We start from the raw sequence: 13083 nt of genomic DNA, 5'->3' as shown, positions 1-13083 counted from the left end.
ACAGCGGGTTTGGTTTCCAGAGACAAGTAATTCGGAACCGAGTGGCATGAAGCCGAAACGTTGCGACCGGTAATACAAAGTCCGGAATGTCCCCAACTCCAGTATCTCGTAAAAACAAGGGACAAAATACTATGGCAAGCATTCTCACCAACGCCTCCTCTATGGCTGCTCTCCAGACGCTGCGTTCGATCGGCAACAACATGGAGACCACGCAGGGCCGTATCTCGACCGGCCTGAAGGTAGGCTCCGCCTCCGACAACGCCGCTTACTGGTCCATCGCGACCACGATGCGTTCGGACGCTTCGGCGCTCTCCACCGTTTCTGACGCACTCGGCATCGGCGCAGCCAAGGTCGACACCGCGTACTCCGGCATGGAAGCGACGATCAAGGTCGTTCAGGAAATCAAGGACAAGCTGATCCTTGCCCAGGACCCGACCGCCGACAAGAAGAAGATCCAGAAGGAAATCGGCCAGCTCCAGAAGCAGCTGACGTCCATCGCCGACTCCGCAACCTTCAACGGTGAAAACTGGCTGAAGACGAAAGCATCCAACGACGGCGCAGCATTCGCTGCCGGTACTGACGATGCGGCTATTGCCAACCTGAAGAAGCAGGTTGTTGCGTCCTTCACCCGTGACTCCGCTGGCGCCGTCAAGGTTCAGCGCGTAGATCTGCAGCTCAGCGGCTCGAACGTTCTGTTCGATACCGGCGCTGTAACAGATGGCAAGGGTACGGGCATCCTCGACAAGGCAGCTGTCGCAGACGGCGTTAAGCAGTCGGTTTCGAACCTCGATATTTCCGACCTGAGCATCTACAAGGGCGCTGGTGCCACCATGCTCGGCACCGCCGCTGCAACGGACAACGACATCCTCGACAAGCTCATCACCCACGTTGACAAGCAGCTTGAAACCCTCAACAGCGCTGCTGCCGATCTGGGCGCGGTCTCCAACCGCATCTCGATGCAGGGCGACTTCGTTTCCAAGCTGACGGCAACGATGGAAAAGGGTATCGGCCGTCTGGTTGACGCCGACATGAACGAAGAGTCGACCCGCCTAAAGGCTCTGCAGACGCAGCAGCAGCTGGCAATCCAGGCTCTGTCGATCGCCAACAGCGACTCGCAGAACATCCTGTCGCTCTTCCGTTAATCGGACCGAAAATTACAAAAGTCGAGCCGCGCCCGAAAGGGCGCGGTTTTGCATTTGTGGCGTGATCCGCAAACGGGAAGATTTCGTTTACCATCCTTGCTTTGAAAGCATTTACCACGATTTGAGCGAAGCGCCGGGAGCGCCCTGAAATTAGGGAATTGGAAAGCACCGGCTGTCAGATTTTGGGCATGGACAAGCGGATAGCCGCTGGCCTGAATGACACTAAACGCAGGATCGCAAGCGGAGGCTGACCGTCTTGCAATTGCGTGAAACAGGCAAACGTGACGGAGGCTGACCCAAGCGTATTGCCCTTTTACCAAAGCCGCATCCGGAAACGGGTGCGGCTTTATTATTTTTTTAAACATTTCAGGTTACGCGCGCATGCGCGCGAAGATTGCATAATAAAATCTCAGCGTGTGCATTTTTTTGCGACCCTTAGCTCTTCATTAACCATATGGAGGTTAGCTAGAGCCATCGAAACGGCGAGCTAACCATTAAAAATCAGCAGGTTAGCAGGCATGATGCTGTGCGCTGTTCCCGGTGAGACCGGAATGTCCCTTCTTTAATCAGCCATTCAAGGGGCAAATTTACTATGACGAGCATTCTCACTAACGTAGCAGCTATGTCTGCACTCCAGACCCTGCGCTCCATCGGCCAGAACATGGAAACGACGCAGGACCGCGTTTCCTCCGGCCAGCGCGTCGGCGAAGCTTCCGACAACGCCGCTTACTGGTCGATCGCGACCACGATGCGTTCTGACAATGGTGCCCTTTCCGCCGTACAGGACGCTCTCGGCCTCGGTGCCGCCAAGGTTGATACCGCCTATTCCGGTATGGAATCGTCCATCGACGTCGTCAAGGAAATCAAGAACAAGCTGGTTGCCGCCCGCGAACCCGGCGTCGACAAGTCGAAGATCCAGGAAGAAATCAAGCAGCTGCAGGACCAGCTGAAGTCGATCTCGAGCTCCTCGTCCTTCTCCGGTGAAAACTGGCTGCAGGCAACCGTCAGCAACGGCGCTGGCGAACTGAAGAACGTCACCAAGCAGATCGTTGGTTCCTTCATTCGCGATGCCGCCGGTAACGTTTCCGTAAAGACCGTAAACGTTGACCTGAGCCGTAACACGGTGCTGTTCGACACGTCTTCGGGCGCTGCAAAGGACAAGCAGGGCGTCCTCGACTCCTACGCCTATTTTTCTTCCACGGGCAGCTACAAGCTGTTCGAAATCACCAATGACTCGGACGGCGTAGGCGCCGCACAGCCGGTGACCAAGGTTGCAGCAGCCAAGGTTTACACCGAAGCTCAGCTGAAGGGCCTGAAGGAAGCAACTGCCGGCACCGCCGTCACCTTCACCACCGCCGCCGCAACGGGTATCGTCACGATCGCTAACGCCGATACGACCACTCCTAACGTCAACGGCACATACTTCAATCTTGGCAACGACCAGTACGTCAAAATCAACACGACTGCGCCGACAGCTCCGGCAACCAAGACCAACATTGCCGTGGGCCTCGACGGCACCACCAAGATCTACCTGGAAGAAGGCGCTGACGCCCAGCTCGCAACGCAGCTCACCTACTCGCTGACGTCTCTGGACATCACCAAGGACCTGACCGGCACGTTCAAGAACAGCGACGGCTCGGCAGTCTCGGAAAACCAGTACCTCGACGCCATGGTTTCCTTCGTTGACAAGCAGCTTCAGAGCATGACATCGGCAGCAGCCGACCTCGGCTCGGTCAAGATGCGCATCGAACTGCAGGAAAACTTCGTCAACAAGCTGACCGACTCGCTCGACAAGGGCATCGGCCGTCTGGTCGACGCTGAAATGAACGAAGAATCCACCAAGCTGAAGGCTCTTCAGACCCAGCAGCAGCTGGCTGTTCAGGCCCTGTCGATCGCCAACAACGACTCGCAGAGCATCCTGTCGCTCTTCCGTTAATCGGAAAAGACATCGCCAGAAAATCGAGCCGCATCCGAAAGGGTGCGGCTTTTTCCGTCATGGTTAAGAGAAATTATTATTTCCTAATTTTTATTAACGACAGTTTAGGCTTTGTTAACCATTCGGGCCCTAAAACCTAGCCATCGAAACGATTGGTTAACCAAGACGAAAAAGAGGTTAACAGGCATCAAGCCGCGCGATCGTTACCGGCGGCAATCCGGAATGTCCCTTTTCATTTCAGCCAATCAAGGGGCAAATAATTATGACCAGCATTTTGACGAACGTCGCGGCAATGGCCGCCCTTCAGACCCTCCGCGCAATCGGCAGCGACATGGAAGAAACGCAGTCGCGTGTCTCCTCCGGCCTGCGCGTCAAAACCGCCTCCGACAACGCCGCCTACTGGTCTATCGCGACCACCATGCGTTCGGATAACGGTGCTCTTTCCGCTGTTCAGGACGCCCTCGGCCTCGGCGCCGCAAAGGTCGATACAGCCTATTCCGCCATGGAAACCACTGTCGATGTCGTTAAGGAAATCAGCAAGAAGCTGGTTGCCGCCCGCGAGGGCCGGCGTTGACAAGGCAAAGATCCAGGAAGAAATCCGTCAGCTCCAGGACCAGCTGAAAAGCATCGGCGAATCCGCCTCCTTCTCCGGCGAAAACTGGCTTAAGGGCAAGATCAGCGACGCATCCGGCAACCTCACCCCGATAACGAAGCAGATCGTCGGCTCCTTCATCCGTGACGGCGCGGGCAATGTTGCAGTCAAGACGATCAACGTTCAGGTCGACAACAAGACTGCCCTTTTCGATACCTCGACCGGTGCGGCGAAAAACGGTATCCTCGATAGCGCCGCCCATTATTCCGATACAGGCTCCCTGCGCAATTTCGAGATTACCACGACCACACCCGCAGGTGTTGCCACAAACACGCCCTCTACCGCAAAGGTGTTCACGCAATCCCAGCTTCTGGGTTTCCCCTCGGCGACGACAACCACAGTTTCTGCTCCAGACGCAGTAACCGGCCTCGTAACCGTTGCTGCGGCGACAACCGCACGAAACAACGGCACCTACTTCAAGATCGGCGAAAACGCAGCGGGTGAAGCCCTCTACGTAAAAGCCAACAATACCGCGCCGACGCCTGCCGGCACCACTGTAACGGCAATCGGAACCGGCGGTTCGTCCAATAACAATATTTACCTCGAAACCGCGGCCGCAGATTCCCAGATGGCACAGAAGCTCGGCTACTCGCTGATCGATCTCGACATCACCAAGGATCTCAGCGGTTTGCTGGACGCCAAGGGCCAGCCGCTGACGGACAATGACGGCCTCGACAACATGATCCAGTTCGTCAATACCAAGCTGGAATCGCTGATCAGCGCGAGCGCCGATCTCGGCTCCATCAAGATGCGCCTCGATCTGCAGGAAGATTTCGTCAACAAGCTCACAGACTCCATCGACAAGGGCGTCGGACGTCTCGTTGATGCCGACATGAACGAAGAGTCCACCAAGCTAAAGGCTCTGCAGACCCAGCAGCAGCTGGCAATCCAGTCGCTCTCCATCGCCAATACCAGCTCCGAGAATATCCTGTCGCTATTCCGCCAGTAAGCGGCGCCCGTTGGCTACGGGCGGTTTCGTCCCGCTCTGGCAGCAACAGAATATTCGGAAATGGAAACCGCGCTTCGCAAGAGGCGCGGTTTTCACATTTACCGAGACCAGTGCAGAATGCGCGAAAAAGCAAGCCGACATCGTGGACAAGACCCACCGGCACGTTGCGTAAATTTCTGATTTTATTGGGGAAAATGGTGCTGCTAGAGAGATTTGAACTCTCGGCCTCTCCCTTACCAAGGGAGTGCTCTACCCCTGAGCTATAGCAGCATCCGGTGCCGAAGCGTTTGCTTCAGCATCAAGCGTGGCGGCCTATTGCCATAGGTTTTTGACGAGCGCAAGTCGCAAAACGATATTCTTCAACAAGCGGGGCAAAAAAGCGTTCCCCCTGTTGAAAAACGTATTTTTCGGATATTGCTGAATTTATGAACGAACATCATGACAAACAGGCAAAGGCGGCGGTTTCCGTGAACGCTTCAGAAGACCCCGTTGCCCTTGCGGCAAGCGGCAACGCGCAGGCCGGTCCCGGCGAGAAGGCGCGGCAACGCGAGGCGGAGCGCAAGGCGCGGGCAGCGAAGAAGCTGCGTGAAAACCTTCAGAAGCGCAAACAGCAGGTTCGCGCGCGCCGGGCCGGCGATGCGGATGAGACGATTGGCCTGCCTGCCGCAAAAACGGACGAATCATCCTCATAGAGAATTCACCAGCATCATTTGAAACGCCGCGGGAACTCGTCTAAGGACGCGCATTTCCGCAAGGCATGATTAAGAAAGGCGGGCACAGGCCCGTAGGGACGCATGGATCGCATCAGAATTACGGGTGGCAACAAGCTCAACGGCATCATTCCCATCTCCGGCGCGAAAAACGCCGCTCTGCCGTTGATGATCGCTTCGCTTCTGACCAGCGATACGCTGACGCTCGAAAACGTGCCGCATCTGGCAGACGTCGAGCAACTCATCCGTATTCTCGGCAATCATGGCGTCGATATTTCGGTCAATGGCCGTCGCGAAAGCCAGGGCGAAGCCTATTCCCGCACGGTCCACTTCACCTGCCGCACCATTGTCGACACCACCGCACCTTACGAGCTGGTTTCCAAGATGCGCGCCAGCTTCTGGGTCATCGGCCCGCTTCTGGCCCGTGAAGGCCGTGCGCGCGTTTCCCTGCCCGGCGGCTGTGCCATCGGCACACGTCCGGTAGACCTGTTCATCGAGGGCCTGCAGGCGCTTGGCGCAACGATGGAGATCGATGGCGGCTATATCAACGCCAGCGCTCCAAAGGGCGGCCTGATCGGCGCTGTTTATACCTTCCCGAAAGTCTCCGTCGGCGCAACGCATGTGATGCTGATGGCCGCGAGCCTTGCAAGAGGCACCACCGTCATTCACAACGCCGCCCGCGAACCGGAAGTTGTCGATCTAGCGCACTGCCTGACTGCGATGGGCGCGAAAATCGAGGGCGCTGGCACCTCCACCATCACCATCGAGGGCGTCACCTCGCTTTCCGGCGCACGCCACCGGGTTCTGCCTGACCGTATCGAGACCGGCACCTATGCCATGGCCGTGGCCATGGCTGGCGGTGATGTGGTGCTGGAAGGCACGCGTGCATCGCTGCTCGACAATGCGCTGGACACGCTGCGGCTTGCCGGAGTGTCGATCAGCGACACGGAGACCGGTCTGCGCGTCGTGCGCAACGGCAACGGCATTCAGCCGGTCGATATCGTCACCGAACCCTTCCCCGGCTTCCCGACCGACCTCCAGGCGCAGTTCATGGCGCTGATGACCCGGTCGCAGGGTGTATCCCACATTACCGAAACCATCTTCGAAAACCGCTTCATGCATGTGCAGGAACTGGCCCGTCTCGGTGCGAAGATTTCTCTCTCCGGGCAGATGGCCCGTATCGAAGGCGTTACCCGCCTGAAGGGTGCGCCGGTCATGGCAACCGATCTGCGCGCCTCGGTGTCGTTGGTCATTGCGGGCCTGGTGGCGGAAGGCGAGACCATGGTCTCGCGCGTCTACCACCTCGATCGCGGTTTCGAACGGCTTGAAGAAAAGCTCACCCGCTGCGGTGCGCTGGTCGAACGCGTCAGCGATTGATCCTTTCATCGCCGCTCATTCGTTTTCTCCCCGTTGCAGAGCGGGCCGCGACTGCCTATTTCCTGTACAAGGAATAGACATTGCGGGCGCGGCCCCGCGGAAAAGGAAGAAAACGATGAGCGGCCTGAAATTGCTCGCGCTGGATACTGAAGATCTCTCCGTCATTTCGACGCACATGCAGGACAGCGTCTTCAAACTGAAGGACGTTGCCTTCGAGGCGAAGCAGGGCCAATTCACACTTTCCGCCAATCGTTTCGTCTGGGAAAGCGCGAACAAGAAGAACCTGCCACCGGAGCGATGCCGCAGCGTGGTTTTCCTGAAGCGGGTCTCCGCTGTCCGCTCGCACGGCATCAATCGCACTGATAAGGAACAGGTGCTTTCGCTTCTCGCAATCCGCTTCGTGCAGAACGGCGAAGGTCCTGATGGCGCCGTCGAACTGACGCTTTCGGGCGGTGGCGCGATCGCACTCGATGTCGAATGCATCGAGGCGCAGCTGACGGATGTGAGCGGCGCCTGGGAAACTGCCGCCAAACCGCATCATCCCGATAGCGAATAAGCTCTCCACGCCATTGCAACGGTTGCCTTTCGTCACTGTTTCGATTTATGCCACATACCAGAGCCGCATTTTTCTGCGGTGAGTTCGTGCACCTCGCGGGATCGCCGCGAGGAAAATGAGAGGGTAATGGCGTGGCAATCTGGCTGGAGCGGGCATCGGCTGATTTCGAACAGAAATTCGCTGCCTTCCTGACAACCAAGAGGGAAGTTTCGGAAGACGTCAACGCGACCGTCCGCGACATCATCGATGACGTCCGCAATCGCGGCGATGCGGCCCTTGCCCACTACTCCCTGAAATTCGACGGCATCGATTTCTCGAAGGTCTCGATGCGGGTGACAGCGGAAGAGATCGATGCGGCCGTCGCAGCCGTTGACAGAAGTGTCATCGAAGCTCTCGAACTCGCAGCCCGGCGCATTGAAAAACACCATGCGCGGCAGATGCCGAAGGACGATATCTACGAAGACGAGATCGGTGTGGGCCTCGGTTCACGCTGGACGGCGATCGAAGCTGTCGGCCTCTATGTGCCCGGCGGCACCGCGAGCTATCCAAGCTCCGTTCTGATGAATGCCGTCCCGGCCAAGGTTGCCGGTGTCGAGCGTATCGTCATGGTCGTGCCGGCGAATGGCGGCGTGATAAACCCCGCCGTTCTTGCCGCCGCCCGCATCGCAGGTGTTGAGGAAATCCACCGCATTGGCGGCGCACAGGCCGTGGCTGCACTCGCCTACGGCACCGAAACGATCACGCCTGTCGCCAAGATTGTCGGCCCCGGTAATGCCTATGTGGCGGCAGCGAAACGGCATGTCTTCGGAACTGTCGGCATCGACATGATTGCTGGGCCTTCCGAAGTACTTGTCATTGCCGACAAGGACAACGATCCGGACTGGCTAGCCGCCGATCTTCTCGCGCAGGCGGAGCATGACCGTGGCGCGCAGTCCATTCTCATCACCGACAATGCCGAACTCGGCAAGGCGGTGGAGGCGGCAGTGGAGCGGCAGCTGAAGCGGCTGTCGCGCGCCGAGACGGCAGCGGCGAGCTGGGCGGATTTCGGTGCGATCATTCTCGTCGAAAAGCTCACCGATGCCATTCCCTTGGCCAACCGCATTGCGGCCGAGCATCTGGAGCTTGCCGTTGACGATCCGGACGCGCTGATGGCGCACATCCGCAATGCCGGCGCGATCTTCGTCGGGCGCCATACGCCTGAGGTGATCGGCGACTATGTCGGCGGCTCCAACCACGTTCTGCCGACGGCGCGCTCAGCGCGCTTCTCTTCCGGTCTTTCAGTGCTGGATTTCGTCAAGCGTACCTCGATCCTGCGTCTCGGGCCTGAGCAGCTGCGGCAGCTTGCGCCGGCGGCGATCACCCTTGCCCGTTCGGAGGGGCTGGACGCGCATGCGCGCTCCGTCTCCATTCGCCTCAACCCGGAAAGTTAAGAGATGGCTTCAGGCGATTTCCGGCTCTGCGATGTGGTTCTGGACGATAGCATCGGCCGGTCCACGCCGGACGTGGAGCATGAACGCGCCGTCGCCATTTTCGACCTGATCGAGGAAAACACGTTCGAACCATTCGGCCATGAGGGCGGTCCATACCGGCTGCACATATCGCTGGTCGATGCCAAGCTGGTTTTCTCGATCAAGACCGAAGACGAGAAGGATGTCTCGACCCATATCCTGTCGCTGACGCCGTTCCGCCGCATCATCAAGGATTATTTCCTGATCTGCGAAAGCTATTACGAGGCGATACGCTCCTCCACTCCAAGCCAGATCGAGGCGATCGACATGGGCAGGCGAGGCATTCACAATGACGGCTCGCAGACTTTGATGGACCGGCTTTCCGGCAAGATCAAAATCGATTTCGATACTGCGCGCCGTCTCTTTACCCTTGTCTGTGTGCTTTATTGGCGGGGTTAGAGATGAGAGATCCCGCCACGGCTCCAAATGGGGGACAGGCTCCCAAATCGGTCCTCTTCATGTGCGGTATGAACTCCATCCGTTCTCCCATGGCCGAGGTCATCGCCAAACGACTGGTGGCGCCCGGCATCTACATCCAGTCGGCCGGCGTGCGGGCGGGCGAGCGTGACCCCTTTGTGGATGCGGTTCTGGAAGAACAGGGATTTTCGCTCGGCAAACACAAACCGCGCACATTGGACGAGATCGAGGATGATTTTTTCGATCTGATCATTACATTGACACCCGAAGCTCATCACGCAGCACTTGAACTGACACGCTCGAACTCGCTCGACGTTGTCTATTGGCCAACCATGGACCCAACCGTCATCACCGGCACGCGGGACCAGATTCTCGATGCCTATCGCGAGGTGCGGGACCATCTTGCCAGGCTGATTGCCGAACGCCTGCCAGGAAGGCCGCAGCCGGCAGCAGATACGCTTTCAAAAGACTGAGGTTGAGTGTCCGTTTCGATCGGACCAGACACTTCAAACGCCGCACAGGACAGGCATTTATTCGATCCGCACCTCTCACCTGGCGAAAATCGGTTCCGATTTTCGCCGTGATGCTTTAGAGGTTCACAAATGTGCCGGGATTGTGTAGTTTCCGCGCAATTTTCCCGGACACGACAGGTCCGGCACTATCAACAGGAAGAAAACCCTTACATGACAAAAGAAGAAGTCCTCGAATTCCCGGGCATCGTAACCGAATTGCTGCCGAACGCAACATTCCGCGTGAAGCTTGAGAACGAACACGAAATCATCGCCCACACGGCGGGCCGCATGCGCAAGAACCGTATCCGCGTTCTGGCGGGCGACAAGGTGCTGGTCGAAATGACGCCTTACGACCTGAGCAAGGGCCGCATCACCTATCGCTTCAAGTAATCCGTTTTCGGCATTCGGACGCCCGGGCAGCGCAATGACCAACTCAAAACAAAAGCTCGTTCTGGCATCCGGTTCGCCGCGGCGTCTGGAACTGTTGCATCAGATCGGCATCGAGCCGGCACGTCTGATGCCGATGGATATCGACGAAACGCCCGTAAAGCTTGAGCATCCGCGCACGCTGTGCCGTCGCCTGTCGCTACAGAAGGCCGAGGCTGCGCATGCGGCGCTGAAGAGCGAGCAGACGTGGAAAGACGCCTATGTTCTCGGCTCCGACACCGTGGTGGCCGTGGGTCGCCGCATTGTCGGCAAGGCCGAATATACCGAGGAGGCTTCCGCAGCGCTGCATCTTCTCTCGGGGCGCAGCCATTGGGTCTATACCGGCATCTGCCTTGTGACGCCCGGCGGCAAAATCCGTCAGAAGGTTGTGGAAACCAAGGTGCGTTTCAAACGCCTTACCACGCGCGAGATCGACGCCTATATCGCCTCCGGGCAATGGCGCGGCAAAGCCGGGGCCTATGGTATCCAGGGCATTGCCGGCTCATTCGTGCAGAAACTGACCGGCTCCTACACCAATGTCGTCGGCCTGCCGCTGTATGAGACCATGTCGCTTCTTTCCGGTGAAGGATTTGAGGTGACGTCGGGGTGGCTCGAAGGATAGACCATGACAAAATCATCCACTGAAGGTGCGGGAAATGTCACGCCGCTTCGGAAAACGAAGCCATGTCCGGAGTGTGGGCGTCCCTCGACACGGGAAGACTATCCGTTCTGTTCGGATCGCTGCCGCTCGCTCGATCTCGCCCGCTGGCTGAACGGCTCCTACGCCATTCCTGTCGCCGACGACGAAAGCAGCGCGGACGAGCAGGACTCGTTCAAAAATTCCTCCGAATAACGTTGCGCCGCCGGAAAATCCGGCGGTGGAATACAGAGTATTTTTTAAGACCTTCAGCTCGCAATATATTCACCGGGTTGCCGACAGCCCGAAAGCCATATCAAAAACCGGTTGACGCCCCTCCCCCGGCAGCCATTAGGGTTCCCCGATGGACGCAAGCCTGCAAAAAAGAGTAAGGCCTGGCGCGCTGCTGTTTGCGGTGCTGGCAGTTTGTCTTGCCATATTGGCAACGGTGCTGCTTGCCAATGACAAGAAGCATCTGAAAAGCCTGCTGAGCTATCTCAACCTTGCGCCTGCCACACGCTCCGCCGAGCAATCAGCCCGGATGAAGCCCGTCAAGCGGCAAAAGGTTACCGCCCAGAAGCTCAATCTACCGCCGCATCTGCTGAAATTCGAGCAAGGCGGCGACAGGGCATCCTTTGCCCGCGACTTCGTTCTGTCCGGCAAGGACCTCTGCGACCGCTTTACCGCGGCGGGCTTTTCCAACCCGCAAGGCTGGCACGCAAGCCCGGTGAAGATCCGCAATTTCGAATGCATGGCCGACCTTGTCGTGGGGGACACGGCGAACACGTCGGAACGTGCATCGCTTTTTCTCGACATCAGAGGCGAGGCATCCGACGAGGTTCGCTCTATCAGGATGAAGGTAGTTGCGCCGCAGACACCTGATGGTGCCGTTATTCTGACGAAGCTTGAGGACGCGTTGGCGATGATCATCGAGCAGACCCGCTGGGCGGACCTTGCCAGCATGCTTGAGCCGGCACGCAGGCTGCAACCCTATCAGGCAGAGCATTTCGGTATTTCGGTTTCCATAAAACCGGAGCCGTCGGCGCCGCATCGGCTGAACCTGATTTTGCTGGCAACGGAACAATTGCCGGGACTGAAGCTCACGCGCAGCTTTTTCGACAGCGAGAAATGGCTTCCCGCTGCCACCCTTTCGGATCGACCGGTCCTCTATTTTTCCGTCAGGTAGAACCGCATCCCGAAAACCAACGGCTGGTCAGCCTATCGCTGCCAGTTTATGCCGCCCAGGCAGAATCCTGTCGCTTCGCTGGGCTTGACGTTTGGCCTCCCACTGAAGGGCCGTGCGAACGATGATTGTGAGATCATTGAAACGCGGCGACCATCCGAGTTCCGACTGGATGCGGCTCGAATCCGCAACCATCGTGGCAATGTCGCCGGCGCGGCGGGGACAATGGATAACCGGGAAATCGTTTCCGGATTCCCGCTGCACGGCATGCAGCACGTCCAGTACCGAATAGCCGACGCCATAACCGCAATTGAGCGTTCGTGTGCCGCCACCAGCACGCAGATGCGCCATGGCGAGCATATGCGCGTCGATCAGATCGCTGACATGGATATAGTCGCGAACGCCGGTGCCGTCAGCGGTCGGATAATCCGTTCCGTAAACCTCCACCTTGTCGCGCCGGCCGGTTGCCGCTTCGCACGCTACCTTGATGAGGTTCGCCACACCCGTGGGCGACGGCCCGGCCCGGCCCTTCGGGTCGGCGCCGGCAACATTGAAATAACGCAGCGCCACATAGTTGAAATCATGCGCCTGCACGACATCGCGCAACATGATTTCTGAGGCGAGCTTCGACAGGCCGTAGGGATTTTCCGGGCTGAGAATTGCCGTTTCCGGCACCGGGCCATCAAAGGGTTGGTTCCCATAGACCGCGGCAGTCGAAGAGAAGATGAAATTGCGGATACCATGACCGACTGCCGCCGCAACAAGGGCGCGGGTCGTGCCGGTATTGTTTTCGTAATATTCCAGCGGCTGGCTGATCGATTCAGGGACGCTGACGGAGCCAGCGAAGTGGAAAATGGTCTCGATCTGGTTGTGTTCGAAAATCTGGCCGAGCAAGTCGCGATCGGCGACGTCGCCGAGATAGAAACGCGCCGCTGGCGCGACCGCCCAACGTGATCCCGTCGAAAGACGGTCGACAACAACGACGTCTTCACCGGCGTCGAGCAAAGCCCACACCATGTGGCTTCCTATATAACCGGCCCCACCGGTGACCAGAACAGCCATGACATTACTTCCCTGT

13 protein-coding genes, 1 tRNA gene and 1 pseudogene are annotated in these 13083 nt (G+C 58.1%); 13 read left to right on the top strand and 2 right to left on the bottom strand.

Annotated features, from left to right (window positions below):
- The first annotated feature begins 131 nt into the window (after positions 1–131).
- The 3 genes and pseudogenes from CRO62_RS20350 (at position 132) to CRO62_RS20335 (ending at position 4679) form a co-directional block, all read left to right on the top strand.
- Entirely contained in the window at positions 132–1142 is a 1011-nt protein-coding gene (locus tag CRO62_RS20350) for a flagellin (RefSeq protein ID WP_003515059.1), read from the top strand.
- Positions 1143–1734: 592 nt separating this feature from the next.
- The gene (locus CRO62_RS20340) at positions 1735–3078 is read left to right on the top strand and encodes a flagellin (RefSeq protein WP_097101503.1); all 1344 of its coding nucleotides are present in this window, start codon (positions 1735–1737) and stop codon (positions 3076–3078) included.
- Between the two features lie 262 nt (positions 3079–3340).
- A pseudogene (locus CRO62_RS20335) lies at positions 3341–4679 on the top strand (flagellin).
- 195 nt (positions 4680–4874) lie between these two features.
- Here CRO62_RS20335 and CRO62_RS20330 read toward each other — a convergent pair.
- Positions 4875–4949 (bottom strand) — tRNA-Thr (locus CRO62_RS20330).
- A 155-nt stretch (positions 4950–5104) separates the two neighbouring features.
- Between CRO62_RS20330 and CRO62_RS20325 the strand changes: the two genes are divergently transcribed.
- The 10 genes from CRO62_RS20325 (at position 5105) to CRO62_RS20280 (ending at position 12008) form a co-directional block, all read left to right on the top strand.
- Positions 5105–5371: a hypothetical protein gene (locus CRO62_RS20325; RefSeq protein ID WP_013635467.1), complete on the top strand. Its 267-nt coding sequence runs from the start codon at positions 5105–5107 to the stop codon at positions 5369–5371.
- Between the two features lie 102 nt (positions 5372–5473).
- Entirely contained in the window at positions 5474–6766 is a 1293-nt protein-coding gene (gene murA, locus CRO62_RS20320) for a UDP-N-acetylglucosamine 1-carboxyvinyltransferase (RefSeq protein WP_025592455.1), read from the top strand.
- Positions 6767–6881: 115 nt separating this feature from the next.
- Positions 6882–7322: a DUF2948 family protein gene (locus CRO62_RS20315; RefSeq protein WP_019564311.1), complete on the top strand. Its 441-nt coding sequence runs from the start codon at positions 6882–6884 to the stop codon at positions 7320–7322.
- Positions 7323–7453: 131 nt separating this feature from the next.
- On the top strand, positions 7454–8752 hold the full coding sequence (hisD, locus tag CRO62_RS20310; protein ID WP_097101501.1) for a histidinol dehydrogenase: 1299 nt from the start codon (positions 7454–7456) through the stop codon (positions 8750–8752).
- Between the two features lie 3 nt (positions 8753–8755).
- Positions 8756–9229 (top strand): UPF0262 family protein, encoded by a 474-nt coding sequence (locus CRO62_RS20305; protein ID WP_003515052.1) that lies wholly within the window; start codon positions 8756–8758, stop codon positions 9227–9229.
- Between the two features lie 2 nt (positions 9230–9231).
- Positions 9232–9720: a low molecular weight phosphatase family protein gene (locus CRO62_RS20300; RefSeq protein WP_013635463.1), complete on the top strand. Its 489-nt coding sequence runs from the start codon at positions 9232–9234 to the stop codon at positions 9718–9720.
- 210 nt (positions 9721–9930) lie between these two features.
- Positions 9931–10149, top strand: a complete 219-nt coding sequence (gene infA / locus CRO62_RS20295) for a translation initiation factor IF-1 (protein WP_003493814.1) — start codon at positions 9931–9933, stop codon at positions 10147–10149.
- Between the two features lie 34 nt (positions 10150–10183).
- Complete coding sequence (locus CRO62_RS20290; RefSeq protein WP_003515050.1) at positions 10184–10807, top strand: Maf-like protein; 624 nt, start codon at positions 10184–10186, stop codon at positions 10805–10807.
- 3 nt (positions 10808–10810) lie between these two features.
- Entirely contained in the window at positions 10811–11038 is a 228-nt protein-coding gene (gene yacG / locus CRO62_RS20285) for a DNA gyrase inhibitor YacG (RefSeq protein ID WP_097101500.1), read from the top strand.
- 148 nt (positions 11039–11186) lie between these two features.
- Positions 11187–12008, top strand: coding sequence for a DUF6030 family protein (locus CRO62_RS20280; protein ID WP_097101498.1), 822 nt, complete (start codon positions 11187–11189; stop codon positions 12006–12008).
- Positions 12009–12035: 27 nt separating this feature from the next.
- On the opposite strand, the gene galE is transcribed toward CRO62_RS20280, so the two are convergent.
- Positions 12036–13067 carry a UDP-glucose 4-epimerase GalE gene (gene galE, locus CRO62_RS20275; protein WP_097101496.1) on the bottom strand — a complete coding sequence of 344 codons (1032 nt, stop codon included), beginning with the start codon at positions 13065–13067 and terminating at the stop codon, positions 12036–12038.
- Positions 13068–13083 lie beyond the last annotated feature (16 nt).

Origin of the sequence: Rhizobium sp. AN6A (genome assembly GCF_900215635.1) — a bacterium.
GTDB classification, from domain to species: domain Bacteria; phylum Pseudomonadota; class Alphaproteobacteria; order Rhizobiales; family Rhizobiaceae; genus Agrobacterium; species Agrobacterium tumefaciens.
Note: the sequence above shows the minus strand (reverse complement) of the source record. Positions and strands in the feature narration are given on the sequence as shown.

Bases quoted from the DNA above. Each gene is read 5' to 3' on its own strand.
- CRO62_RS20350 (WP_003515059.1), top strand. From the start codon at position 132: ATGGCAAGCATTCTCACCAACGCCTCCTCTATGGCTGCTCTCCAGACG.
- CRO62_RS20340 (WP_097101503.1), top strand. From the start codon at position 1,735: ATGACGAGCATTCTCACTAACGTAGCAGCTATGTCTGCACTCCAGACC.
- CRO62_RS20325 (WP_013635467.1), top strand. From the start codon at position 5,105: ATGAACGAACATCATGACAAACAGGCAAAGGCGGCGGTTTCCGTGAAC.
- murA (WP_025592455.1), top strand. From the start codon at position 5,474: ATGGATCGCATCAGAATTACGGGTGGCAACAAGCTCAACGGCATCATT.
- CRO62_RS20315 (WP_019564311.1), top strand. From the start codon at position 6,882: ATGAGCGGCCTGAAATTGCTCGCGCTGGATACTGAAGATCTCTCCGTC.
- CRO62_RS20305 (WP_003515052.1), top strand. From the start codon at position 8,756: ATGGCTTCAGGCGATTTCCGGCTCTGCGATGTGGTTCTGGACGATAGC.
- CRO62_RS20300 (WP_013635463.1), top strand. From the start codon at position 9,232: ATGAGAGATCCCGCCACGGCTCCAAATGGGGGACAGGCTCCCAAATCG.
- infA (WP_003493814.1), top strand. From the start codon at position 9,931: ATGACAAAAGAAGAAGTCCTCGAATTCCCGGGCATCGTAACCGAATTG.
- CRO62_RS20290 (WP_003515050.1), top strand. From the start codon at position 10,184: ATGACCAACTCAAAACAAAAGCTCGTTCTGGCATCCGGTTCGCCGCGG.
- yacG (WP_097101500.1), top strand. From the start codon at position 10,811: ATGACAAAATCATCCACTGAAGGTGCGGGAAATGTCACGCCGCTTCGG.
- CRO62_RS20280 (WP_097101498.1), top strand. From the start codon at position 11,187: ATGGACGCAAGCCTGCAAAAAAGAGTAAGGCCTGGCGCGCTGCTGTTT.
- galE (WP_097101496.1), bottom strand. From the start codon at position 13,067: ATGGCTGTTCTGGTCACCGGTGGGGCCGGTTATATAGGAAGCCACATG.